Source organism: Flavobacterium sp. KBS0721 (assembly GCF_002007065.3).
GTDB classification, from domain to species: domain Bacteria; phylum Bacteroidota; class Bacteroidia; order Flavobacteriales; family Flavobacteriaceae; genus Flavobacterium; species Flavobacterium piscis.
In genome coordinates this window covers 4,562,226-4,588,745 of sequence record NZ_CP042170.1, presented here as the reverse complement: position 1 = coordinate 4,588,745, position 26,520 = coordinate 4,562,226, and the positions used below count along the sequence as shown (strand labels likewise).

At 34.8% G+C, this 26,520-nt stretch carries 15 protein-coding genes; 12 read left to right on the top strand and 3 right to left on the bottom strand.

Annotated elements, in window-relative coordinates:
• Window positions 1–188 precede the first annotated feature (188 nt).
• Complete coding sequence (locus tag B0M43_RS19440; RefSeq protein ID WP_078008022.1) at window positions 189–935, bottom strand: NUDIX domain-containing protein; 747 nt, start codon at window positions 933–935, stop codon at window positions 189–191.
• A 391-nt stretch (window positions 936–1,326) separates the two neighbouring features.
• On the opposite strand from B0M43_RS19440, the gene B0M43_RS19435 reads away from it, so the two are divergent.
• The 4 genes from B0M43_RS19435 (at window position 1,327) to B0M43_RS19420 (ending at window position 9,586) form a co-directional block, all read left to right on the top strand.
• Window positions 1,327–3,585, top strand: a complete 2,259-nt coding sequence (locus B0M43_RS19435; protein WP_123921821.1) for a TonB-dependent receptor — start codon at window positions 1,327–1,329, stop codon at window positions 3,583–3,585.
• A gap of 12 nt (window positions 3,586–3,597) precedes the next feature.
• Window positions 3,598–5,907 (top strand): glycoside hydrolase family 3 N-terminal domain-containing protein, encoded by a 2,310-nt coding sequence (locus B0M43_RS19430; protein ID WP_078007820.1) that lies wholly within the window; start codon window positions 3,598–3,600, stop codon window positions 5,905–5,907.
• Window positions 5,908–6,213: 306 nt separating this feature from the next.
• Window positions 6,214–7,101 carry an alpha/beta hydrolase gene (locus tag B0M43_RS19425; RefSeq protein WP_078007819.1) on the top strand — a complete coding sequence of 296 codons (888 nt, stop codon included), beginning with the start codon at window positions 6,214–6,216 and terminating at the stop codon, window positions 7,099–7,101.
• A gap of 37 nt (window positions 7,102–7,138) precedes the next feature.
• A complete protein-coding gene (locus tag B0M43_RS19420; RefSeq protein ID WP_078007818.1) occupies window positions 7,139–9,586 on the top strand; it encodes a glycoside hydrolase family 3 C-terminal domain-containing protein in 2,448 nt (815 codons plus the stop codon).
• A 66-nt stretch (window positions 9,587–9,652) separates the two neighbouring features.
• Here B0M43_RS19420 and B0M43_RS19415 read toward each other — a convergent pair whose 3' ends face one another.
• Window positions 9,653–10,525 (bottom strand): LysR family transcriptional regulator, encoded by an 873-nt coding sequence (locus tag B0M43_RS19415; protein ID WP_065448899.1) that lies wholly within the window; start codon window positions 10,523–10,525, stop codon window positions 9,653–9,655.
• Between the two features lie 97 nt (window positions 10,526–10,622).
• Between B0M43_RS19415 and B0M43_RS19410 the strand changes: the two genes are divergently transcribed.
• Complete coding sequence (locus tag B0M43_RS19410; protein ID WP_078007817.1) at window positions 10,623–11,342, top strand: MBL fold metallo-hydrolase; 720 nt, start codon at window positions 10,623–10,625, stop codon at window positions 11,340–11,342.
• A 265-nt stretch (window positions 11,343–11,607) separates the two neighbouring features.
• Here the strand turns inward: B0M43_RS19410 and B0M43_RS19405 are convergent, their stop codons facing one another.
• Window positions 11,608–12,210 carry an RNA polymerase sigma factor gene (locus tag B0M43_RS19405; protein WP_078007816.1) on the bottom strand — a complete coding sequence of 201 codons (603 nt, stop codon included), beginning with the start codon at window positions 12,208–12,210 and terminating at the stop codon, window positions 11,608–11,610.
• 279 nt (window positions 12,211–12,489) lie between these two features.
• Here B0M43_RS19405 and B0M43_RS19400 point away from each other — a divergent pair, with 279 nt between their 5' ends.
• The 7 genes from B0M43_RS19400 to B0M43_RS19370 all read left to right on the top strand — a co-directional run bounded on the left by B0M43_RS19400 (window position 12,490) and on the right by B0M43_RS19370 (window position 26,509).
• A complete protein-coding gene (locus tag B0M43_RS19400; protein ID WP_078007815.1) occupies window positions 12,490–13,641 on the top strand; it encodes a FecR family protein in 1,152 nt (383 codons plus the stop codon).
• Between the two features lie 234 nt (window positions 13,642–13,875).
• Window positions 13,876–17,448 (top strand): SusC/RagA family TonB-linked outer membrane protein, encoded by a 3,573-nt coding sequence (locus B0M43_RS19395; protein WP_078007814.1) that lies wholly within the window; start codon window positions 13,876–13,878, stop codon window positions 17,446–17,448.
• 17 nt (window positions 17,449–17,465) lie between these two features.
• Window positions 17,466–18,872, top strand: coding sequence for a RagB/SusD family nutrient uptake outer membrane protein (locus B0M43_RS19390; RefSeq protein ID WP_078007813.1), 1,407 nt, complete (start codon window positions 17,466–17,468; stop codon window positions 18,870–18,872).
• A 66-nt stretch (window positions 18,873–18,938) separates the two neighbouring features.
• On the top strand, window positions 18,939–20,132 hold the full coding sequence (locus B0M43_RS19385; RefSeq protein WP_078007812.1) for a TlpA disulfide reductase family protein: 1,194 nt from the start codon (window positions 18,939–18,941) through the stop codon (window positions 20,130–20,132).
• A gap of 95 nt (window positions 20,133–20,227) precedes the next feature.
• Complete coding sequence (locus B0M43_RS19380) at window positions 20,228–21,361, top strand: TlpA disulfide reductase family protein (protein WP_078007811.1); 1,134 nt, start codon at window positions 20,228–20,230, stop codon at window positions 21,359–21,361.
• A gap of 121 nt (window positions 21,362–21,482) precedes the next feature.
• Window positions 21,483–24,272, top strand: a complete 2,790-nt coding sequence (locus B0M43_RS19375) for a pitrilysin family protein (protein ID WP_078007810.1) — start codon at window positions 21,483–21,485, stop codon at window positions 24,270–24,272.
• Between the two features lie 236 nt (window positions 24,273–24,508).
• On the top strand, window positions 24,509–26,509 hold the full coding sequence (locus tag B0M43_RS19370; protein ID WP_078007809.1) for a cytochrome c biogenesis protein CcdA: 2,001 nt from the start codon (window positions 24,509–24,511) through the stop codon (window positions 26,507–26,509).
• Window positions 26,510–26,520 lie beyond the last annotated feature (11 nt).

Genomic DNA, 26,520 nt, shown 5'->3' with positions numbered 1-26,520 from the left:
TTTATAAAATATACGAAAATATGTAACTATTGGTTTTCAATATAAAAAAGAAGATTATTACTTTAAAAAAAAATATATTTCATACCATAAAAAGGCGCGAAATAAATAGATCTCACATACAATAACTTATCTCAAAAAAAGTGAATGTTTATTCTTGGTATTTAGAAATAGGATAAGATAAAAATGATTTACCAGCTTCCTTTTAAACCTTCTTTAAGTGCGCTGTTATATTTCTCTAAATCAAAGCTATACAAATCAGGGGCTTTATGCGCGCCACCTTTTCGGGATTCATCTAGTTTGGTCAGAATATCATAACGAAGGATTTTTCGATAAAAATTACCTCGATTTAGTTTTTTTCCTAAAATGGCTTCATACAATTTCTGCAATTCCGGCATTGTAAACTTTTCACTTAGAAGATTATAGCCAATAGGGTGATTGTTCAATTGCTCGCGAAGAGTAAGCAATGCTTTATCTAAAATCGATCTGTGATCCATCATAAATGGCGGAAGATTGTCTATAGAGTGCCATTCAACGGCAGTAGAATATTCGTCGATAACCAATTTTACGTGCGAATGTTCTGCGAGCGCATAATAACCAATAGATACAAAACGCTGTTTATTCCAGATACTGTCATCATGCTCTTCAAAAGCACTTTCAGAACGTTTTAAATTTCCAAAAGTATAAAATTGCTGCAGGTAGATATTCTCTGTTCCTGTTCTGTCTTTTAATATTCTAACTGCCGCATCATCAACGTTTTCCTCTTTTTTTACATAACCTCCCGGAAGTCCCCAGGAATTTTGATCTTTCATTTTTACGGTTAAAACATGAAGCGAATTTTCGTTAAAACTAAAAATAGCACAATCGATAGAAAGCGTCGGAATATATTTTTTAAAGGACTCTTCAGATTGTTTTTCAAGTATATGTTTTAATTCCATAAGGGTAAAGTTAACTCCAAATTTAATCTTTTTAAGAATTATATGCCAAATCGTTTCAATTTTTTCTGACATTTTTTTTGAGGCATAAAAAAAAATACTGATTTAGAAATCGAAGTTTTAATTTGAATTTGATGTTCTGAATTAAAATAGGGTCAAGATGACTTTAACTAGTGATTTCAATACTTTACGCAAACGAGGTAGTGTCTTTTTTGCTGTTTTTGAATTACATAAGCATATTTCTTCTTTATTGTTTTTATGGAATTTATAGACTTGAATTAGTGAGATTATGAAAATTATTTAGGCATTTATTTGTTGATATGAGAATTTGTTTTTAATATTGCTTCATAATGAAGCAATGAAATTAAAACTTACTTAAACTAACTTACCACTTATGAAAAAAATGCTAATCTCAGCAATCTGTATGGCTGTTTTTCCGACTCTTGATGCCTATTCTCAAGATGATAAAAAGCAACAAAAAGCCGTAGACTCCATTAAAACAATTACCAAAATTGTAGAAACAGATACCAAAGAAGAAAAAAATAGAAACGTAATGCTTAACGCTGCCAATAACTCAGGTCCGCGTGATGTAAATATTGGTTTGCCATCAACTGTTGGCGGAATCACGATTCAGGAAAATGATTTGCCAGTTGTGTATTATTTCTGGCCTGAATTACCAAACAGAACCTGGAGACAAAGTAAAAGTTTGGAGAGAACCGGTTTACTGAAAATTGGAGAAGCGGCTATTACAACCGGAGATTTAGGGTTTGCGGTAAACTCATACACTAAATTAGGAACAGATAAATTAGAAATTGTTGGTAATTTCTCAGGTTCAAGTTTTGGCTGGATGAAAGGAGATCTTAATGTTTCAGGACCTTTAGCAAAAGGCTGGTCGTATACCATGGGAGCTTACGCTAATTTCGATCCCAATTCTTTCGATTTAAAATTTGCCAATTATTCTGACCGAACTCAAATTTACAGAGCTGGACTTACCAAAAAATTCAATAACGGAAAAGGGAAAATAAGCTTTTTATATAAATATGCCAACTCAGCTTCTTTAACCAACTATGCCGTTTTTAGATATAAAGAAGGCGGAAAAGTCGAAGAATACAATGATTTTAAAATTGGTCGTGACTCGTACATCGTAAATGATGGAACAATGAAATTCAAAGACATACTTACCGGCGAAACTAAGTTTGCCGATATGGGCGGGAGCGATGCAGCAACGACTTCACACACATTTGATATCTTAGGAAATTACGATTTGGCCAACGACTGGAAATTTACGTTCTCAACTCGTTTCAGAACTTCAAAAGCATCACAGTTAATTGCCATTCCGTTGAGTATTTTTCAGGGAACTGCAGCTGATAATTTTACATACGAAGCAACGGGTCAGCCTTATGTAGGAAATGTAAACTCAATGTTGGGATTGTATACTGACGGAACGCCAACAACAACCTTTTTATCCCGTTTCGAAATTAAAAAGAATGTAGAGAAACACAAATGGAGATTTGGATTATTAGAATATTATTATAATGTGGACGAGTTTACTTCAAGCCGTTCTTTCTTTAATCAAACAGTAAGCGCTAATCCTGATAAATTAGTTCGAAATACTCCGGGAGGAACTTCAAATACTGATGCTGACGGATTTTACAATTACAATGTTGGTGGAGAATATCACAACGGATTCGAGAACAAATTATCAGGTTATTTCTCTGATAACTGGACTATTTCAGATCGTTTGACATTGGCTTATGGCATCAATTTAAGATACCACAAACTAAAAGGAGATTATTACCAAACGCCAAGAACGCCAAATGTAGTTTTCGATCCAAGCCAAAAATCATATTTTGATAACAACTGGTTTCATTTAGGAGGTTCTGTAAATGCAGTTTACAAAGTGACAAAAAGTGCCGGAGTTCTTGCTGATTTTACTTATACAGAAAAAAATGGCCAGCTTGAAAGTTATTCAGGATCTGTTGCGCCTAATTTGGCCAAAACAAAAAGTCCGTTGGCAGCATTTGGATTGTACTACAATCTGAAAAATTTAAGCATTGTTTCCCAGGCAACTTATTTAACAAGAAACAACTATCAGGCGAGATTGAATCTGGTAAATCCTGCAGATGGAAGCCAGTCAGAAGTAGCAACCGTTTTCTACGATATTCAAACCTTAGGCTGGACTACAGACATTGTAGCAACACCATTTAAAGGTTTTAATCTTCATTACTTAATTACGTTTCAGGATCCGGTTTACAAGAATTATGATTTCTCTGCTTTTGGAAATAACTATTCTTATAACGATAAAAACGTTTTGGAAATTTCTAAAGTTCTGATGGAAATTGATCCAAGTTATACCTACAAAGATTTCAAGGTTTGGGCGAGTTTCCGTTATTTCAGTAAACAATATGCCAACTTAACAAACGCATTATTCTTTGCGCCAAGATGGGAAACTTTTGGAGGTGTAAATTACAAAATCAACGATCATTTTGATATTGGCTTAACAGCTGTGAACTTCTTAAACCAAACAGGTGCAAAAGGAGCGATTAGTGGTGCGGAGCTGATTACAGATGCTTCAGCTTATTACGACCAGCTTTTGGTAGGATCTTATATTCGTCCGTTTACATTGGAAGCTTCTCTTAATTTCAGGTTCTAAATTTTATCTAAAATGAAAAAAACAATCATAACTGTGGGGTTCGCTTTTTTTATAAGCGTTACAGTACAAGCTCAGCAGGAAAACTTTACCATTATTAAAAATAATAAAGGTGCCGATTTGGGATATTCTCCTGAATCAGGTATTAAAATTCTAACGGTTAACGGAAAGAAATTTAAAGATTTAAATAAAAACGGAAAACTGGATAAGTACGAAGACTGGCGCCTTTCGGCAGATGAAAGAGCTAAAGATTTAGCTTCTCAAATGTCAGTAGAACAAATTGCAGGATTAATGTTATACAGTCGTCATCAGGCTTTACCGGCAGGAATAGCGGGTTATAATACAGGAACTTATAACGGAAAAGTATTTCCGGAAAGCAATGCTAAAGCGTACGACTTAACAGATCAGCAAAAGGCTTTTTTGAAAGAAGATAATCTTCGCCATGTTTTGATCACAAATGTAGAAAGTCCAGAAGTAGCTGCTTTATGGAACAACCAAATGCAGGCCTTTGTAGAAGGAATTGGTCTGGGAATTCCGAGTAATACCAGTACAGATCCGCGTCATAATGCAACTGTTACCGCAGAGTTTAATGCAGGAGCAGGAGGAACAATCTCAATGTGGCCGGATGGTTTAGGAATGGCATCAACTTTCGATCCCAAAATTGTAGAACAGTTTGGTCAAATTGCTGCTAAAGAATATCGTGCGTTAGGAATTGCAACGGCCTTATCTCCACAAATCGACTTAGGATCAGAACCAAGATGGTACAGGATTTCGATGACCTTTGGCGAAAGCCCAGCCTTAACCAGAGATATGGGAAGAGCTTATATTGACGGATTTCAAACTTCATACGGAAAAGACGAAATCAAGGATGGTTGGGGTTACAAAAGTGTAAATGCAATGGTGAAACACTGGCCAAGTGGTGGTGCTGAAGAAGGCGGACGTGACGGACACTGGGCTTACGGAAAATTTGCCGTTTATCCCGGAAATAATCTTCAACAGCATATTGATCCGTTTATCAATGGTGCTTTCAAACTAAAAGGAAAAACAAGCAAAGCTTCGGCGGTGATGCCTTATTATACGATCACTTTTGATCAGGATAAAAAATACAACGAAAACGTAGCCAACGGGTATAGCAAATATATCATTACAGATTTATTGAGAGATAAATACGGTTATGACGGCGTAGTTTGTACAGATTGGCTTGTTACGGGAGATGAAGGAAAAACACCAAATCTTTTTGCCGGTAAACCTTGGGGGGTTGAGAATCTTTCGATTAATGAAAGACACTACAAAGCCATTATTGCGGGAGTAGATCAATTTGGTGGGAACAATGATAAAAAACCGGTTATGGAAGCTTATCAAATGGGAATTAAAGAATTTGGAGAGTCTTTCATGAGAGCGCGTTTTGAAAGATCTGCCGTTCGTTTATTGAAGAATATTTTCAGAGTTGGACTTTTCGAAAATCCATATTTGAATGTTGCCGAAACAAAAGCAATTGTGGGTAATTCTGAATTTATGAAAGCAGGTTATGAGGCACAATTAAAATCGGTGGTTTTATTGAAAAACAAAGCTTCGGTTCTACCTCTGAAAGAAAAGAAGACAGTTTTTATTCCGAAGATTTATACGGCTTCTACCAAAGATTGGTGGGGCGTTGCAAGTCAGCCAAAATTGGAATATCCGGTAAATTTAGAATTGGTTAAGAAATATTACAATGTAACCGAAGATCCTTCAAAAGCAGATTTTGCTATTGTTTTTGTTACAAGCCCGCAAAGTTTAGAAGGCGGTTACGATTTAAAAGACAGACAAAGCGGAAGCAACGGTTATGTGCCAATTTCACTTCAATACGAAACTTATACAGCAACCGAAGCAAGAGCCAAAAGTCTCGCAGCCGGAGATCAGGTTATTGACCCTACAATTAAGGACAGAACTTATAAAAATAAAACAGTAACAGTTGCCAACACTATGGATTTAAGAACAATTCTGGATACCAGAGACATGATGAACGGAAAACCTATTATTGTTTCGGTAACGGCTTCAAAGCCAATGATTTTTAACGAATTTGAAAAACAGGTTGACGGTATTGTGTTGAATTTTGGAGTTTCTACGCAAGCCGTTTTGGATATTGTTTCAGGAAAAACAGAACCATCAGGATTATTGCCAGTTCAGATGCCGGCGAATATGGAAACCGTAGAAAAACAATTTGAAGATGTTCCTTACGATATGACTCCGCACAAAGACAGCGAAGGCAATGTTTACGACTTTGCTTACGGATTGAATTGGAAAGGTGTTATTAAAGATGCGAGAACTGAGGTTTATAAGAAGTAATTTTTTTATGCCACGAAGACGCTAAGGCGCAAAGTTTTTTTCTGATTGGCTTGAGTTTTAATCTCGCAGAGTCATAAAGTTTTTTAAGCTCATAAGTTTTTTTTCACGCAGATTCTGCAGATTTAAGCAGATTTAAGTTGATTATAATAATCTGCGCTCATCTGCTTAAATTTTTTTAAATCTGCGAGAAACAAAAAAACTTAGCGGCTTTGTGACTTTGCGAGCAAATTTCGTAACGATTGAAAAAAAACTTAGCGCCTTTATGAGATTAACGAACCACAATGCAACAACAAATACCACAAACAGATGAAAAATAAAATCACCATACTATTTACTTTTTGCCTGCTTTTAGGCACAACCGTAAAAGCGCAGGAAACTGTAAAACTATACGCCGGAAAAGCTCCGGGATCTGAAAACTGGACACAAAAAGAAGCTCAAATGTACTCTGACCTTTTTAAAACAGAAGTAGTTTACAATGTCACCGATCCTTCATTATTGGTTTATCAGGTTCCAAAAGGAGTAAAAAATACAGGAACTGCTATTGTAATCGCTCCGGGCGGAGGTTTTCAGAGTTTATCAATCAACAGAGAAGGAAAAGAATTGGCTGAAATCCTTAGCAAAAAAGGCATCACGGCTTTTGTTTTAAAATACCGTTTGAACAAAACCGAAACCAATGATCCGGCAAGAGAAATGATGGAAAAGCTGAAAGACAGAGCAGCTTTCGAAAAAAACTCTTTGGCTACTATAAAGTTAGCAGCACAAGACGGAAAAAATGCTTTAAAATATGTGCGTGACAATGCCTCAAAATACGGAATCGATACTAAAAAAGTCGGCATAATTGGGTTTTCTGCAGGAAGTACAGTGGCGATGGAAACAGTTCTGGAAAATACAGCAGATCAATTACCGGATTTTGTAGCCAATATTTATGGAGGTCCAAGACCTGAATTATTAACGGTTGCAACTCCAGAGAAAAAAATCCCAATGTTTTTGTGCGCAGCCAGCGACGATCAGTTAAAACTGGCGCCAAGAAGTATTCAGATGTACAATAAATGGCTTGAAGCCGGACAAAGTGTCGAACTGCATATGTACTCAAAAGGCGGTCACGGATTTGGAACAGGAAAACAAAACCTGCCGGTAGATTCCTGGGAAACACGTTTTGAAGAATGGCTTACACTACAAGGATTTCTAAACTAATATTTCCCTTTAAAGAGACTATTTAAACTATCTATATATGAAACATACATTTATAAAAACAGCAAGAGTTACGCTTTTGACAGCATTAGTGCTTTCTAATTTGTCCTGGAATACTCCTAAAGATGAAACGAATCCTCCGGTTTTAACCGTCAAAGGATTTAAATTTTTCGATTTAAACAGAAACGGAAAATTAGATATTTGGGAAGATACGCGTCTTTCTAATGATCAAAGAATTGATGCAATCATCAAACAAATGACCAATGCAGAAAAAGTAGAATTGCTTATCGGAACCGGAATGCCGGGCATCGAAGTTCTGACTGGTCCTGTTGGAGATTCTAAACAAGGTTTGGTTCCCGGAGCTGCAGGAGGAACTGCTGCTTTTGAACGATTCGGAATTCCTGCAACGGTTGTAGCCGATGGCCCTGCAGGTTTAAGAATTGCTTCAACGAGAGAAAATGATACAAAAACCTATTATGCAACGGCATTTCCGGTGGGAACTGCTTTGGCTTCGACCTGGAATAAAGCACTTTTAGAAGAAGTAGGAAAAGCAATGGGTAATGAGGTAAAAGAATATGGTGTTGATGTTTTATTAGCTCCGGCTTTGAACATTCACAGAAATCCTTTGAACGGAAGAAACTTCGAATATTATTCTGAAGACCCTTTGATTTCAGGGAAAACAGCAGCGGCAATTGTAAACGGAATTCAGTCGCAAGGTGTGGGAACTTCGATCAAACACTTTGCTGTGAATAATGAAGAAACCAATCGTTTAACAATTAATGCGCACGTTTCTGAAAGAGCAATTAGAGAAATTTATCTGAAAGGTTTTGAAATCACGGTAAAAGAATCTCAACCGTGGACTGTAATGTCATCATACAACAAACTGAATGGCGAATATACTTCTGACAGAAAAGATTTGCTAACAGAAGTTTTAAGAAACGAATGGGGTTTTAAAGGAATTGTAATGACGGACTGGTTTGGTGGTTTTCCGGGTTTCGAATCGATTTCAAAAGGCTCAAACTCTGATGTTGTCAAACAAATGATTGCTGGAAATGATTTATTAATGCCTGGAATTCCGGTTCAGAAAAAAGCACTTTTAGAAGCTTTAAATTCGGGTAAATTATCTCAGGAAGTGGCGAATACAAATGCGAAAAGAATTTTACAATATATTTTTCGTACGCCAACTTTTGCAAAATACAAATATAGTGATAAACCTAATTTAACTAAAAATGCTGAAGTAACCAGAAATGCTGCTGCAGAAGGAATGGTTTTGCTAAAAAACACGAATAATGCATTGCCTTTTGCTGACAAGCAAAAAGAGGTTGCGGTATTTGGGGTAACTTCTTATGCATGGATTACAGGCGGAACAGGAAGTGGAAGTGTGAATAATAAGCACACCGTTTCTCTTTTAGAAGGTTTGACTGCTGCAGGTTACAAATTAGATAAAGAACTAGTTGACTTGTATAAACCGCACGCTGAAAAAGAAGTTATTGCTGAAAAAGAAAGAAGAAAAGCAAGAGGTATTTTGGCTTTGCCGGAAAGACTTCCTGAAATGAAAATGGACGATGCTTTCATAGCTAAAAAAGCGGCAAGTTCTGAAATTGCGTTTGTAACTCTAGGAAGAAATTCTGGAGAAGGAGGAGACAGAGTGGTTGATAATGACTTTAATATGGCCAATGAAGAGATTGAAATGCTGGATAAAATTTCAAAAGCTTTTCATGCAAAAGGAAAAAAAGTAGTGGTTATTTTGAATATTGGCGGTGTACTCGAAACAGCTTCATGGAAAGATAAAGTAGATGCTATTTTACTGGCATGGCAGCCAGGTCAGGAAGGTGGACATTCTGTTGCTGACGTAGTTTCAGGAAAAATAAATCCGTCTGGAAAATTGACGATGACTTTCCCTGCGAAATATTCTGATACACCATCTGCGAAAAACTTTCCGGGACTTCCTGCTGATAATCCAAAAGAGGTGACTTATGAAGAAGGCGTTTATGTAGGATACCGTTATTTTAATACTTTCAACATAAAACCATCTTACGAATTTGGTTTTGGTAGCTCATACACGACTTTTGATTATACTAATGTAAAATTGAGTTCACCAACTTTTAAAGATAAATTGACCGTTTCTGTCACCGTAAAAAATACAGGAAAAGTAGCAGGAAAAGAAGTTGTTCAGGTTTATCTTTCTGCACCATCAAAAACGATAGATAAACCAAAAGAAGAACTAAAAGTTTTTGGTAAAACCAAAGAATTAAAACCGGGAGAAAGCCAAACATTACAATTGACTTTATCGCCAAAAGACCTGGCTTCATTTTTAGAAAGCAAAAGTGCCTGGATTGCAGAAGCAGGAACCTATAAAGTTTTCGTTGGAGCGTCTTCTTTAGATATTAAAAAATCGGCTGAATTTTCGGTTGCAAAAGAAATTACAGTAGAAAAAGTAAAGAAATCTTTTAAATTAGATTCAAAATTTACTGAGCTTAAACCGTAATTGTTAGTTAATTATTGTTAGTAAAAAAGCCTTTGAGACATTTTGTCCTGAAGGCTTTTTTTGCTTTTAAACCAGCGACTTCAAAATAGCTAAAAACACCTTTACCGCTTTCTTTTCATATACTTCTTTTATCGAAATAATCATGGCGTTTCTCGTCATGTTTTTTCCTTCTATGGGAATACACGAAATTCCTTTTTCATTTTTAATGGTGGTTTGGGTAAGAATAGTATACCAATTTCCACTTTTCACAAGCTCTAATAAGGTTGGGATATCATTTATTTCGATAGTAACTTTTGGATGCAGGTTATTTTTATCAAAAGCTTCACTAATAAATTGTGTCGTGCTATATCCTTTTGAAGGAAGAGCAAGAGATAATTTGCTTATTTCTTTTAATGAAATCGATTTTTTATTTTTCAAATTAGAATCTGTCGAAGTTACCAGAGTCATAGGCGATGTAAAAAGGATCTGGTAATTAAAATGATTTTCGGTGATAATTTCTTCGAAAGTCAGAATGACGTCCAGTTCAAAATGATTGAGTTTTTCTAACAATTCCTTAGAAGTTCCAAAAACAATTTTAAATTCTATTTCAGGATATTGATTTGCAAATTCAATTACGCTTTGAGTCAATATATCGCGCAGTGCATACGTAACACCAATTGCAATTTTACCGGTATCAAGATTGTTCAAATCCTGCAGTAATTGTAAACCTTCTGTCGCTTTGTTGGTACTTTGCAAGGCATAAATAGAAAATAATTCTCCTGCTTCCGTTAGTTTAATTCGTTTTCCTATTCGGTTAAAAAGCGGGATTTGCAATTCATCTTCAAGCTGTTTAATCTGTTGCGATAAAGTGCTTTGGCTAATGTTTAAAGCATTTGCAGCCTCGGTAAAATTGAGTAATTCTTTGGCTTTAAGGAAATATTTAAGTTGTCTGAGTTCCATGTTTAAAATCGGTTTTATCGATTGATGCTATCGAAAAATAACGTTTTACAAATATAGAAATTCTTTAGACCTTTGTAAAAAATAATGAAGAACTAAAATGAAAATAATACCACTGCAGGAAGGAAATTATGTTGTTAACAGTGAGAAAGAATTCAAACTCATCAATGAATTTCCTTTAGATTCGGGACTTAAAATGGCCATTCAGCCTTTTTTGATTATTACGCAAAATGATTATATAATATTAGATTTGGGTTTAGCATTGAACAAAAACGGAAAACCTTTTCTTCATCATTTGCTGCAAAGTCATGATATAGCGCCGGAACAAATTACAAAAATCCTGATTTCGCATTTTCATAAAGATCATATCGAGGGAATTGGTTTTTTTGAAGGCGAAAACTTTATTCAGAATTTTCCAAATGCAACAATTTATATGCAGGAAAGAGAACTTGATTTTGCTTTAACACAACAACATCCTTCTTATAATCTTAATTTACTCCATCAATTTAAAACGTTTCCTAATGTTGAGTTTCTGGAGGATGACAAAGGGGAAATAACAAATGAGATTTTCTATGAAGTTTCCGGAGGACATTCGCCATTTCACCAGGTTTTCTGGATTAAGGAAAATAACGAGATCACCTTTTACGGAGCAGATGATTTGCCACAAGAAGCGTATCTAAAAATGCACGTAGCCTACAAAACAGATTATGATGGTAAACGTGCCATGGAATCCCGAAAAAAATGGGAACAGGAAGCCAGAGAACAAAACTGGAAAGTTCTTTTGTATCATGATATGAAAAAGCCGGTTTTGGAGTTTTAGATGAAAGAACAAAGAGAATAGAGGAAAGAACAAAGAGAATAGATGAAAGAACAAAGAGAATAGATGAAAGAACAAAGAGAATAGATGAAAGAACAAAGAGAATAGATGAAAGAATAAAGATGTTTTCTGCACATCGCTATGTGAATTAATACATAGTGAAACGCCTTTTTAAGTTAAAAAATCTATGTTTCTATGTGTTTAAAAAATACGCCACTAATTAAAAGTATAAATAACAAAGAAAGGATGTTCGTTAGAGTATCCTTTTTTAGTTTAATTTTAGTTTTTTTCTTTTTCCAAATAATAAAAACAAAACACTTTTTATTTTTTCTTCTAATGAAGATCGCAGAATCGAGAATGCTTTTGTAATCTGGGCTTCGACCGTTTTTATAGAAACATCAAGATGTTCGGCAATTTCTATATTGGTTAAACCTTCTTTTTTACTTAATATAAAAACCTCTTTGCATTTTGGCGGCAGGTTTTGAATTTCTCTGTTAACCACATTCAAAACACGCTGAAATGACTCAGAATCATCTTCCTGAATAACTGAATTTAAAGCATCGTAATATGATTTTTCTAATGAAAACAAAGATTGATTTTTTCGATACAAATCAATGAATTCGTTATAAACTAATTTGTAAAGAAAACTTTTTAAAGCATGATCTGGTTTTAATCTCGTGCGCTGTTCCCAAACTTTAATAAAAACATTTTGCACGATATCCTCGGCGCTGTAAATATTTTTTACCAGACTATTGGCATATACACAAAGTTGATGATGATAAGTATCGATAAGATAGTTATATGCGCCTTCATCTCCTTTACTAAGAGACTCAATTAATGTGGCATTATTATCATAATTATCGATCTTCATAGAAACAAATATATAAATTAATAGTTTTTAAGGCCGAAATGCACGCTTTATTTCGGCAAATTCAGCTTTTTTATCATTTTCTATTTGAAAATTATTACAAATAAAAAGAGGAAAAAAGGCAAAGATAAAAACATTTACTGCATTAATTCTATGAAATTAATATAGTTTGTTAAGGATAAAGAATTATGAAAAATAAAAAAATCATCAAAATGAAAAAAACTTTATCAAATTGTTAGGGTTTTGTTTTTTAGCTTCGTAATAATATTAAAAACAAGTAAAATGACAGTGAAAAAGTCAGAGCGATTAATTGTTAAGTTTATCACAAATCAGGCAAGTAAGGAAGAAATTGAGACCTTGACGGAGTGGCTTAAAGAAGAGAAGAATCAAATTGTATTTAAGGATTTTGTAAAAACCAATTATGCAATTGATACTGCAATGTACACTTTTGATTCAACCGAATTAAAAAAACAATTAACAGAAAGAATCCAAAAAGAAAATAACGTTTTTCAAAAAAGAAGATTTTCGTCTTATTACAAATATGCGGCAATTTTGATTTTGATCTTGGGAGGATTTTACTTCTATCAAAATTCAAATTTATTTCATGCTAAAGAAAATGTCATTGTTCCCAGAGAGGACGATATTGTTTTACAGTCAGGCAATGAATCGGCAGAAACAATAAATATTTCTGAAACACGAGATGTAACAGACAAAGACGGAAAAGTAATTGGAAAACAGGAGAAAAACAGATTGGTTTATTTCAATACCAATTCAAACCAAAAAATGATTTATAATACTTTGAAAATTCCGTACGGTAAAAAGTTTGAAGTTCAATTATCAGATGGTACGATTGTGTATTTAAATGCAGGAACATCATTACGATATCCGGTTCAGTTCGCAAAAAATCAAAGCCGTCAGGTATATCTAACGGGAGAAGCTTTTTTTGAAGTTTCAAAAGATAAAGCACATCCGTTTACAGTAAATGCACAAGAAGTTAATGTAGAAGTTCTGGGAACTAAGTTTAATGTGAACTCGTATATAGAAGATGAAAGTACAAATGTTGTTTTGGTAGAGGGAAAAGTTTCGCTTTATAAAGATAAAAAAACAGCAGAGAATCAGGTTTACCTAACTCCGGGTTTAAAAGGTTCAAATATAAGAGGACAGCAAAAAATCATAACAGAATCTGTGAATACAGATTATTATACAGCTTGGGTAACAGGAAGTTTAGTATTTAAAAATGCCTCTTTTGATGCCATTATAAAAACACTGGAACGTCGTTACAATGTCACTGTTATTAATAAAAATAAAATATTGGGCAAAGAAATCTTCAATGCCCGTTTTGACAATGAGCCTATCGAGGTCGTTTTGAAATATTTTAGTGATAGTTATGCCATTGATTATAAAATAAATGAAGATCAGATTACAATTAAGTAAAGAGAATAGAATAAAGGAGCAAGAGAATAGAATAAAGAAGCAAGAGAATAGAATAGACAAAAAAAATCTAAAATCTAAAATCCAGAATCTAAAATAAAAAACGCCTATGTAACAAAACATCCAGAAAACAAGGATCGTTATTTAGAAAAAAAACCGGAAAATGCGCCAACATTTTCCGGTAGAATAAAATGCGATCAGTACACTAACCAACCACAATTAAAAACATTTAAAAGTATGAAAAAAGTATTGAACAAAATCAGGTTCGACAGGCCTTTTTTGAAATTTGATTTGAAGATGAAATTGACCACACTATTTTTATTTACCACACTGACAGTTATGCAGGCGGGAGTTTCGTATTCTCAGAAAGCAAAAATGTCATTGAATGCCAGTGACATGACCGTTGGAAAAGTCATTGAGAAACTGGAATATACTACAGATTATAGATTTGTTTATAATGTAAGATCGGTAGATTTAGATCGAAAAATAGACGTTAGGCTGAATGATGTTTCTATAGAAACGATTCTAAATACGATCTTTAAAAATACGGGAACTGATTATAAAATTTCAGGATCTCATATTATTCTAACACCTAAAAAAACATCAGAAGCTGTAAAGGCTGTTCCTGAAAAACCAGTTGCAGATTTTATTGTAAAAGGAAAAGTAACCGATGAAAAAGGAATTCCGTTAGTAGGAGCAGCAATTTCTGATAATGGCTCGGGAAATGGAGTTCAGACAGATTTTAATGGTGATTATCAAATTATTACCGTTGGTAGCGAAACAACTTTAGCTTTTGCTTATTTGGGGTATGTACGACAGGAAATAAAAGTAGCCGGTAGAGCCGTTATTAATGTGGTGCTTAAAGAAGAAACACTTGAATTAGGCGAAATAGTATTAACTACGGGATATCAAAATATTTCGGCTGAAAAATCTACAGGATCATTCTCGAGCCTGAAAGCCAAAGATTTTCAGGAACAGCGTTTAGGTAGTTTAAATTCAATTCTGGAAGGACGTATTGTAGGATATCAAAACGGAAAAATTCGTGGAAATACTTCTATGAATGGTTTAACAACACCTTTGTACGTGATTGATGGTTTCCCGATAGAGAGCACAAAATTCAATCAATATTATAGTCTGGAGGAAAATTTACCTAATTTAAATTTAGAAGATATTGAAACTATTACGGTTCTTAAAGATGCGGCTGCATCCTCTATTTATGGTGCACGCGCAGCTAATGGCGTAGTGGTTATTACCACTAAAAAAGCTAAGGCAGGAAGAACAAATATTTCGTTCTCAAGTAATTTAACCGTTACGCCTTATAGAAATTACACTGGTAATCTTACTGACTCAGGAGATATTATTGATTTAGAAAAAGGATGGGCAGCAGGAAATCCTAATTTGCAGGGCGCTAATGCCAGTACTTATGCAAAATCATTATTGCAAAATGCCGTTTTCACCAGCCAGGGTATGCAAACGTTGCTAAATGGTTATGCGGGAAATATTTCGCAAACAGAAATGAATAATCGCCTAAACGGACTAGGTGCGCAAGGTTATAAATATTATGATGACGTTGCGAGATATGCAAAACGTGATCAGTACTTTATTCAGCACAATGTAAGTTTAGGAAAAGCAACAGAATCAAACAGCTTTAATGCCTCATTGACGTATAAAGGAAATAAATTTGAAGATCGTTATTCTGATAATGAATCAGTTGGTATTAACTTAAAAAATTCAACCGAAATTACGAGCTGGTTAACTTTAGATTTGGGTACTTACACTAATTACAGTAAAAGCAATACACAAGCTTACAATCCGTTTGATCCAAAGTTTAAATATCAAATGTACAATCAATTAGTCAACGATGATGGTTCTAACTTTACTTCGACAGCAGCATCAAGATACAACACTAATACCCTTACATCTATGCAGACTTATGGTCTTTATAACATGGATATTACGCCAATGGATGAATTTGGAAGAAATATTGATGAAGGTAAAAACTTCTTAAACAGAACTTTTGCAAAATTTAACGTAAGATTCAATAAATCATTTACATACAATGTGATGTTTCAATATGAATATGCTGCAGATCGTTCAAGCCTTACAAGAGAAAAAGAATCGTATGATGTTAGAGCGACAGTAAACAGTCTGGCTACTATTGCTAATAATAAAGCCGTATTTAATTTGCCTTATGGGGATATCTTAAAAGAAACCAATCAATTTTCGAATGCTTACAACTTTCGTCAGCAGTTAAATTTTGACAAGACTATTAATAATGTACATGATTTTACTGCCATTGCGGGTATGGAGATACGCCATACAAAAGTAGAGTATACTGATAATACGCGCTATGGCTGGGACGAACAAACGTTGAGTTTTACTCCGGTAAATCAGGTAGATTTGCTTAAAGTTTACGGTCCTATTTTTGGAGGTTACATGAGTCAAAATGATTTTGCAGCAGATCGTGAATTGGTAAATCGTTATGTTTCATTTTACGGAACAGGAGGATATACCTATGACAGGCGATATTCTGTAACAGGAAGTTTGCGTTGGGATCGTTCTAACCTTTGGGGTACAGATAATAAATATCAAAATAAACCAACCTGGTCAACGGGTGCGGCATGGAATATTGATAAAGAATCATTTTTTCATGTAAACTGGATCAATGTCCTAAAACTTCGAGGTTCATACGGTATTGGAGGAAATGTTGCCAAAGATTCAGCTCCTTATTTAACAGCGTATTATAATCCTAATAACAATGTTGGCGGACTTCAGGGAGGAATTAATTCAAGACCAAATCCTGAATTATCGTGGGAAAAAACAACAACAACCAATATAGGTTTAGATTTTTCATTCTTTAATAATCGATTGAGCGGAACTTTTGATGTTTACAACAAAAAAGGACAAGATTTATTGGCAAACAGTAACGGAGTTCCAACAGAAGGTTTTGGTTTTTCTACTTATAAAATAAATAACGGTGAAATGACCAATAAAGGTATCGAAACTACTTTAAGAGGAACCATTGTAAAAACTGCTTCTTTTTCATGGGATGCTTCAGTTTTATATGCGTATAACAAAAATAAAGTCGATTATGTAAAAGTTGAAGCCCCCGTTTACTACCTGCAATTAGATTATCCATCGGCCTATCCAAGAGTTGGAAATGATTTTAATACTATTTATGGCTATGAATGGGCGGGTTTAAATGAGAAAGGCTTACCTCAGGTTTATAATGCAGCGGGCGAAAAAGTAAAATATAATCCGTCTGATCTAAATGCCGTAAAAGATTACGGATCAACCGTACCTACACACAGCGGATCGTTTCATACCTCCGTAAACTACAAAAACTTTTCTCTTTCTGCACTTTTCATCTACGAACTAGGTCATAAAATTAGAAATACATTTTTACCGATGCTAAGCAATAACTATTCCGGAGCATTAGGTGATTATGTAACAGATATAACAACTGTAAACAAAAATATTGTAAACCGTTGGCAGCAGCCGGGCGACGAAGCCTTTACAAATATTCCTCGTGCTGTATATGAATACGATCCTGATTTTACTTCAGATTCTCGTGATATTTATCGTTATGCAAATATCAATATTCTTGATGCTTCGAATATAAGATTAAGCAATGTGTCATTAGCTTATCAAATGCCAAGGGATATTATCAAAAGGATACAATTGCAAGATGTGCGCTTTAATCTGAATGCTGAAAATGTTTTTACAGTAGCCAAAAGCAGAGATGCAAAATATCTTTTAAATGGGTTTCAATCTCCAAGTTTAGTTTTTGGTGTAAATATTAATTTCTAATTTAAAAAGAGAACAAGATGAAAAATATATATAAAAAGACACTATTGATATTGGCATTAGGACTAACTCTCAACTCTTGCGAAAGTTATTTGGATGATGTACCAAAAGGGAAAAAAGTACCCACAACTTTAACAGATTTTGAAGCTTTTATACGCGACGAATATACTAACCAATCTGTTTTTGTTGAGCACGCTTCAAACCTGTTAAACGATAGATTTGTTACAATAGCCGGATTATCAGCTGACCGCTTGGTAAAAGCCAATTATATGTGGGATGAAACTGCTGATCGTATACAATTAAATCAGGCAGATGAAGCTATGTATTACAGAAGCTATGCCGGAATTTCGACTTTCAATTTAATTATTACCAATGCATTAGGAACAACAGAAGCAACGGAACAAGAAAAAAGAATTGTATGGGCAGAAGCAAAGATTCTGCGCGCTATGTGCTACTATAATCTGGTAAATTACTACGCAGATACTTATATAGCCTCTACAGCTTCTACAAAATTATCAGTTCCTTTAATTACCAGTGCTGATATTAATGCGCCAAGCAAGCAAGTAAATATTCAGGAATTGTATGATTTTATATTGGCAGATATAAAAGAAGCATTGCCTTATTTGCCCAAAGTTTCTCAAACTGCTTTGCATCCTAATTTAGGAGCAGGTTATGCTTTAAATGCACGTGTTTATTTGCAAATGAATAATTATACCGAGGCTTTAAAATATGCAGATCTTGCGTTGTCTGAAAATAATAAATTGTATGACTGGGTAGGATATTATAATACCAACAAAACAATCATCGAAAATCCGGATCCTAATATTACGGCACCATCGCCTATGGGATATAATTATGTCGAAAATTACACCTTTCGTCATGGCTCTACTGCAGGATTAACCACAGAAAATAATATTCCGGTAGAACGTGCGCAGCGTTTTGAAGCAGGAGATGGTCGTTTCTTGTCCCGCTGGAAAATTAGAACCATTGGAGCAGAAACATATTACAGAAGAATATTATCAGGTAATTTTAATTATGGAGGAATTACTACTGTCGAAGTATATTTGATCAAAGCAGAATGTCTGGCTCGTGCAGGACAAATAAGCGATGCACTAAACGTATTAAACACAGTTCGTAAAACACGTATACTTCCTGCTTCGTATCAGGATATTGTAACTGCAGATAAAACTACTGCTTTGAATGCTATTTTTAAAACTAAAAATAATGAGCTTATCCTAACACTAATTCCTTTTGCAGATGCACGTCGTTTAAACGCAGAAGGTATTTATAAAGTAAGTTTTACAAAAGTAGATGCAGGAGTAACCTACAACTTATCATCAACATCTCATTTATGGACAATGCCATTTCCTCAAGGAGCTACTAAAAACCCTGGAAACGGAACCATTACCCAAAATGTAGCAAAATAAAACCTCAAAAGCTTCCTGAGTAGAAATTCCGAAAGGGAGGCTTTTTTTTAAAAACAGCAATCAAAAATGAACACAATTAAATACAAAATATTCGGATTATGTCTGGGTTTGTCGCTGGTTTCGTATACCAGTCAGGCACAGGCTAAAAAAGCAATTCAGCAATCGTATACCCTTGAAGGAAGTATAAAAGGCCTGGAAGACGGAACCATAATTGAGTTAATTCCCGGAGCAACACATTCATCAGAAACTGCAGTTGCCGAAACGACAAGTAAAAACGGCAATTTTACTTTTACAGGAAAACTAAAAGAACCACGTTTATTTTACATTTCATTTGCAAAGAGCAAAGGATTTATTCCGGTTTTGGTCGAAAATGCTAAAATAAAAGTAACTGCCGAATCTGAAATTTCAAAAAAAGAAGACCAAAGAATCAACTTCAAAAACGAAGTTATTACAGGATCAAAAGCAAATGATTATTTCAAAAAAGAAACTGCTTTTAGAGAAGAGTTAAATAACGATTACGCTGCCTATCATAAAGGTACTGAGGAACTTTCAAAATCATATTCGAAAGCGAGAACAGGAGGCAACAAAAAACAAATGGATTCTATTGGAAATACTCCGGAATGGAAAAAATTTGAAGCAGATGAAAAAGCCTTTTTTGCTAAAGTACAGTCAAGTTCAGAAAATTTGATTTCGAAACATAAAGCAACCTGGTGGGGACCGTTTTTTATGATGACGCAATACAGTTATTTGACACCAGATCAGAAACCCGTTTTTGCACAATTCTCAGAAATAGCTAAAAAAAGCTACTACGGACAATTGGTAGAAAAAGAAGTAAATCCTAAATCGTTGGTAGGAACAAATGTTTCCAACTTTGCATTGAATGATAAAGACGGAAAGGGATTTAATGTAAAAGATATCATAGCGGGGAAAAAATACATTCTAATTGATTTTTGGGCAAGCTGGTGTGCGCCGTGTCGTAAAGAAATTCCGAGCTTAAAAACAGCTTATACAGCTTATGCTGATAAAGGTTTTGAGATTCTGAGTATCTCAATCGATAAAGATCAAAAAGCATGGCAAAAAGCATTAGGACAGGAAAATATGCCATGGCATAATCTCTTAGATGACAATAAAGTAAGTAATGCATTTAATGTAATAACCATTCCGGCGACCTATTTAGTTGATAGTAAAGGTGTAATTATCAGCGACAATTTACGAGGTGAAGCATTAGAAGAAAAATTGAAAGAACTTTTAAAATCATAGTTCTCAGTCACAGTCGCAGTGACAGTAATCAGTAAAATACTGACTAAAAACTACGACTGGATACTGGCACTAAATACTAAAAAAAAAATAACAACATGAAAAGTACAATCTTAAAATCAGGTTTAGCCGCTTTAGCACTTATAACCACAATCTCTTCCTGCTCAAAAAAGGAAGGTTTTACTATCAACGGAACAATTTCGGGATTAGATAAAGGAACTGTTTATTTGGAGAACACAGATGAAAAAGGGAACAAACAAATTGTAGATTCTGCTCAGATAAAAGAGGGAGCCTTTACATTTGAAGGAAAAGTAAATGAGCCCTTATTATATACCTTAAAATTGAAAGGACAGGAATATGGCGCCTTAGTGTTATTAGATAACGAAGACATTAAAATTGAAGCTAAAAAAGACTCTATTTTTAAAGCTAAGATTACAGGAGCAACTCAAAACGATATTTACCAATCGTATTATAAGGATGAATTCAAAAAAATACAAGCGATTGCCGGACCTGTTTATAAATTATCGGATTCTTTGCAACAAAACGGAAAAGTAAAACTAACACCGGAACAGCAAACCATGATGGATAAAAAATGGAAAGACCTTCAGACTTTAGCTGATGATCTTACAGATAAATATATTACTAAAAATAAAGATAAAGTGGGTGCCGCTTTAGTAATTAGTGACCGAATTGTATCTTACGGAACACCTGAACAAGTAAAAAAATATTATGGAATTTTATCTCCTGAAATTCAAAAATCAGTTTATGGAAAACAATTAAAAGCGACCATCGATCTTGATGATAAAACGGCTCCCGGTGCTGTAGCTTTAGATTTTTCTCAAACAGATGTAAACGGAAAAATCGTAAAACTATCGGATTACAAAGGAAAATATGTTTTGGTAGATTTCTGGGCAAGCTGGTGCGGACCATGTCGTAAAGAAAATCCCAATGTTGTTTTGGCATACAAAACATATCACGATAAAGGATTTGATGTGTTGGGAGTTTCGCTAGATGATAAAAAGAAACTTTGGGAAAAAGCAATCGAAAAAGACGGATTAACCTGGACACATGTTTCGGATTTAAAAGGCTGGAAAAATGATGTTGCCGTTTTATACGGAGTAAAATTAGTACCTACCAATTACTTAATTGGACCTGATGGAAAAATCATTGCTAAAAACCTTAGAGAAGCTGAACTACAATTAAAATTAAAAGAAATTTTCAGTAAATCTTAAAAAAGTCCTAGTCTCAGTCTCGGTTTTCAGTCACAGTCTCGGTTTTCAGTTTTCAAAAACTGCCAGCTGCGAATGTAAATTGCGACTGAATACTGAAAACTAAACAAAAATATCACAAAAAATGAAAAAACATATCTTTCTGGGCTATTGCTCACTAGCTTTCTGTACGCTTGTTTCAGCGCAAAATAAATCAGTTAACTTTAAGAAAATAAAGGAATTAGGTGGAATCGAAGAGTATTTGTATCAGCCAAACGGTATGAATGTTTTGCTTTTGCAGGATAATGCTTCGCCAGTTGCAACCGTACAAATTGTGTATCGCGTAGGTTCTAAAAATGAAGTGTTAGGAAATACGGGATCAACGCACCTTTTAGAGCATTTAATGTTTAAGGGAACGCCAGCTTTCAATAAGAAAAATGGAAACACGATTACAGATGTGCTTCAAAATACAGGAGCACAATTAAACGCCACAACCTGGTACGATCGTACCAATTACTTCGAAACCCTGCCAAGTGATAAGATTGCATTGGCGCTTCAGATAGAAGCAGACAGAATGCGAAATTCTTTATTATTGAAAGAAGATAAAGAGGCCGAAATGACGGTAGTTCGTAACGAATTCGAACGTGGAGAAAACAATCCAAATAGTTTATTAGATAAAGAAATTTGGGCTTCAGCATATATTGCACATCCTTATCATCATTCGACAATTGGCTGGAAATCAGATATCGAAAAAGCACCAATCGAAGTCTTGCGTAATTTTTATAATACCTATTATTGGCCTGATAATGCCACTTTGACTATTATTGGAGATTTCAAAAAAGAAAACGTATTCGAATTAATTGAGCAGTATTTTGGTAAAATTACTAAAGCGCCAAATGTAATGCCGCAACCTTACACCGAAGAGCCACAACAATACGGACCTCGTAAAATTGTACTAAAAAAACCGGGAGAGTTGGGCGTTGTAAACAAAGCCTATAAAATTCCGGGAGCCTTACACGAAGATCTTCCGGCCTTAAATATTTTGGGCGAAATAATAGGTTCGGGTCCTTCAGCGATTTTAAGCAAAACTTTTGTAGACACAGGTTTGGGGATTTATGCTTATGCAAATGCCACAAACTTTAAAGAAGTTGGACTTTTTACAATTGGAGTTGGTTTTCCTGCCACTTCAAAGCACGAGGATATTGATGCTAAAATAAGTGAAGTTGTAGCAAAAATTCAAAAAGAGGGCGTAACTCAGGACGAAGTAAATCGTGTTGTGGCAAAAATTAGCGCACAAACTATTTTAGCCCGAGACGGTTCAGGAGTTATTGCATCAGAATTGACAGAAGCCATTGCAGCCGGAGACTGGACAGATTATATCACTGGAGTTGACAGATTAAAGAAAGTAACTCCTGCGGATGTTCTTAAAGTGGCACAAAAATATTTAGTTGATGATCAAAGTACAACCGGATATTTTATACCGAAACAAACTGGTGCACAAAATCCGGACACAGCTCAAGCTAATAATTTTATGCCTGAAAACGGGCCATTTTATTACAGAGATGCCAACCACGGACATGATCACGAAGAGTATCTACAAAACATTTTATCAGAACCAATAAATAACGCTGTAGAATTTGTAAAAGAAACTGCTAGCGAAAAAACACCTTCGGCTTATAAAAGAGAAAAAGTAGCAGGAATCGATATTGTTTCAGTAAAAACTTCGGCTAAAGATTTTGTTACTGTTGCAGCAAGTATTTCATTAGGGAATTATGCAAACGAAACAAAGAATACTGCGATCCCGTCATTAACAGCAGCCATGTTATCAAAAGGAACAACGCTGAACGACAAATTTAAATTTTCAGAAAAACTGCAAAAATTAGGTGTCAATTTAAATGTAAACGCATCGACTTTTAAAATTAATATTGGATTTAAATGTTTGAAAAAAGATTTAGATCAGGTCATTACGTTATTGGCAGAAGAGTTAAGAAATCCATTGTTTGATGCAAAAGAATTCGAAAACTTAAAGCAGCAATTTATAGGAAACACACAACAAAATTTAAATGATCCCGGCGAAAGAGGAACAATTGCTTTGCTGCAGGCTATTTATCCAAAAGCGAATCCAAATTACAGCTTAAGTGTAGAAGATGATATTGCAAATATTAAAAATGCAACTCTTGATGAGGTTAAAGCTTTTCATAAAAAATATTTCGGACCAGCGTCTATGCATTTAGTAATTGTAGGAGATACTGAAGGAGCCAATTTAAATGGATCTTTAAAAAAATCATTCAAAAACTGGAACGGTGGAGTAGTAGAAAATATGAAGTTTGAAGAAGCTGTAAAATCAGCATCAAAAACAGAGGTTATTACCATCGCCGAAAAACCAAGTGCCGAATTATTTATCGGGCAGTATACAGGTTTAAAAAGATCTGATGCAGATTATATTCCGTTTTATATTGCCAATTATACATTAGGCGCAGGTTTTGCCGGACGTTTGATGCAGACTGTTCGTGATAATGATGGATTAACGTACAGTATTTCATCCGGTACAGGAGGGAATATCAGCACTGGAGGTTACTGGATGGTTAATGCATCTTTCAATCCAACTTTGTTTCAAAAAGGATTAGATGCTACCATGGTTCAGGTCGATAAATGGGTTAAAGACGGAATCACAACAGCAGAATTAGAAAATAAGAAAACCAATTTAATTGGAAGTTTTAAAGTTGGAATGTCAACCACAAACGGAATGACCAGAACAATTTTAAGTTTTGTTGAAAGAGGTTTAGAACCAGACTACATAGAACAATATCCAAAAGATATCGAAAAAGTGACTTTACAACAGGTAAATGATGCTATCAAAAAATACATTCAGTTAGATAAGATGATTGTAATCAAATCGGGTTCGCTTGATAAAGAAGGGAAACCGTTGAAATAGAGTACTCTTCTAGTAAAGACAACTTTGCAAAGGTTTTAAACTTTGACAAAGTTACTGCGACTGCGACTGCGACTTGAAACCTGAAACCCGAAACAAAAAAACAAAAATTTTTAATAGTCCGTCTTTCATTTTTTTCATATTAGAAACTGAATTAGTAAGCAATTTTCTAAGAAAGACCCGAAAAGAGCTGTTTGCCAGCAGCTCTTTTTTTCAAAAACATCAAACCTAAATAACCAATGAAAAAATTACTAATAACCTTTATGTTGTTGCTGAGTTATAGCATATTTGGGCAAATGTACAATCCGGTAAAGTGGACAACAACAGTAGAAAAAATATCAGATAAAGAGTATATTCTAAAAGCTCGGGCAGTCATACAACCCGGTTGGCATTTGTACGGACAATATATTGAAGAAGGCGGACCTTCGCCAACCGCTTTTACATTTAAAAATGCGCAGAAAAAATTTGAATTAATTGGAAAAACAGCCGAAGATAAAGGACATGAAACGGTCGACAAAATCTTCGATATGAAAATCAAATATTTTGAAGAGAAAGCAGTTTTTACACAAAAGATAAAATTTACATCAGATGAAATTGCAAACATCGCTGCCGAAGTAGAATTTATGGTTTGTGATGACAGTAATTGTTTACCTCCTTCATCAGAAGAATTGTCTTTTAAAATTCCGAATGCTAAAAAGCAGGCTTCCGCAGAAGCAACGGCTGTTATGCATAATGATACCGTTTCTACAGAAAAAGCAGTTACAGTATCAGAAGAAAAAGAGAACAAAGTCAGTGTAAATCCGATTAAAAAAAATGAATCAAGAGGATTAATAAGTATTTTTATAATTGCTTTTTTATCCGGATTTGCGGCTTTGTTAACGCCTTGCGTTTTCCCAATGATCCCAATGACGGTGAGTTATTTTACCAAACAAAGTAAAACCAAAGCTGCCGGTATTAGAAACGCTTTGATCTACGGATTCTCAATCGTGATTATTTATGTATTGTTAGGTTCAATTGTAACGGCGGTTTTTGGTGCAGATTCGTTAAATGCACTTTCGACAAATGTTTGGTTCAATCTGATATTCTTTATTTTATTAGTGGTTTTTGCCTGTTCTTTTTTAGGTGCATTCGAAATAATGTTGCCCAATTCGCTTGCCAACAAAGTCGATTCTCAGGCAGATAGAGGAGGATTAATTGGAATTTTCTTTATGGCTTTGGCCTTAGCCATAGTGTCTTTTTCGTGTACAGGGCCAATTGTTGGAACTTTGTTAGTAGAGGCGGCTTCAAAAGGCGGTATTGCACCAATTGTTGGAATGTTAGGATTCTCGATTGCTATTGCTTTGCCTTTTTCATTATTTGCAGCATTTCCAGGGTGGTTAAATGCGCTGCCAAAATCTGGCGGATGGCTCAATACGGTAAAAGTAGTTTTGGGCTTTTTAGAACTGGCTTTGGCTTTTAAATTTTTATCGAATGCCGATTTGGTTTTGCAATTGCATTGGCTGGAAAGAGAAGTTTTTCTAACCATCTGGATTGCCGTTTTTGGAACTTTAGCTTTTTATTTGTTTGGAAAAATTACTTTGCCACACGATTCTCCATTAAACCATATTTCAGTTGGAAGATTAACTTTTGGATTACTCGTTTTGAGTTTTACAATTTACCTGATTCCCGGGCTTTTTGGAGCGCCATTAAAGTTAATTAGCGGATTCCCGCCGCCAATGCATTACAGCGAATCACCAGACGGATTTGGAGGTTCTAAAAGTTCATCTGAAATAAAAGAAGTTTTACCGGAAGGAGCAGAGTTTGGTCCGCAAAACATTATCACTTTTCACGATTATAATAAAGGAATGGAATTTGCCAAAAAAGCAGGAAAGCCTGTTTTATTAGACTTTACAGGTTATGCCTGCGTGAATTGCAGAAAAATGGAAGAACTCGTTTGGTCAGATGCGAAAGTTCTGGGAGTCTTAAAAAATGAGGTTGTCTTGATTTCATTGTATGTTGATGATAAAAAAGAATTGCCGGAGAACGAACAATATATTTCTGAAACTACTGGAAAAAAGATTAAAACGATTGGTAATAAATGGAGCGATTTACAAATTAAAACCTACAAAGCAAATGCTCAGCCATTTTATGTAATTGTAGATCACAACAGCACCAATTTAACCGAACCTTCGGCCTATAATCCGAATATCGGGGACTATTACAATTGGCTGAATTCGGGAATCAAAAACTTTAAAAAATAAGTTTTCTTTAA

Bases quoted from the DNA above. Each gene is read 5' to 3' on its own strand.
- B0M43_RS19440 (WP_078008022.1), bottom strand. From the start codon at position 935: ATGGAATTAAAACATATACTTGAAAAACAATCTGAAGAGTCCTTTAAA.
- B0M43_RS19435 (WP_123921821.1), top strand. From the start codon at position 1,327: ATGAAAAAAATGCTAATCTCAGCAATCTGTATGGCTGTTTTTCCGACT.
- B0M43_RS19430 (WP_078007820.1), top strand. From the start codon at position 3,598: ATGAAAAAAACAATCATAACTGTGGGGTTCGCTTTTTTTATAAGCGTT.
- B0M43_RS19425 (WP_078007819.1), top strand. From the start codon at position 6,214: ATGAAAAATAAAATCACCATACTATTTACTTTTTGCCTGCTTTTAGGC.
- B0M43_RS19420 (WP_078007818.1), top strand. From the start codon at position 7,139: ATGAAACATACATTTATAAAAACAGCAAGAGTTACGCTTTTGACAGCA.
- B0M43_RS19415 (WP_065448899.1), bottom strand. From the start codon at position 10,525: ATGGAACTCAGACAACTTAAATATTTCCTTAAAGCCAAAGAATTACTC.
- B0M43_RS19410 (WP_078007817.1), top strand. From the start codon at position 10,623: ATGAAAATAATACCACTGCAGGAAGGAAATTATGTTGTTAACAGTGAG.
- B0M43_RS19405 (WP_078007816.1), bottom strand. From the start codon at position 12,210: ATGAAGATCGATAATTATGATAATAATGCCACATTAATTGAGTCTCTT.
- B0M43_RS19400 (WP_078007815.1), top strand. From the start codon at position 12,490: ATGACAGTGAAAAAGTCAGAGCGATTAATTGTTAAGTTTATCACAAAT.
- B0M43_RS19395 (WP_078007814.1), top strand. From the start codon at position 13,876: ATGAAAAAAGTATTGAACAAAATCAGGTTCGACAGGCCTTTTTTGAAA.
- B0M43_RS19390 (WP_078007813.1), top strand. From the start codon at position 17,466: ATGAAAAATATATATAAAAAGACACTATTGATATTGGCATTAGGACTA.
- B0M43_RS19385 (WP_078007812.1), top strand. From the start codon at position 18,939: ATGAACACAATTAAATACAAAATATTCGGATTATGTCTGGGTTTGTCG.
- B0M43_RS19380 (WP_078007811.1), top strand. From the start codon at position 20,228: ATGAAAAGTACAATCTTAAAATCAGGTTTAGCCGCTTTAGCACTTATA.
- B0M43_RS19375 (WP_078007810.1), top strand. From the start codon at position 21,483: ATGAAAAAACATATCTTTCTGGGCTATTGCTCACTAGCTTTCTGTACG.
- B0M43_RS19370 (WP_078007809.1), top strand. From the start codon at position 24,509: ATGAAAAAATTACTAATAACCTTTATGTTGTTGCTGAGTTATAGCATA.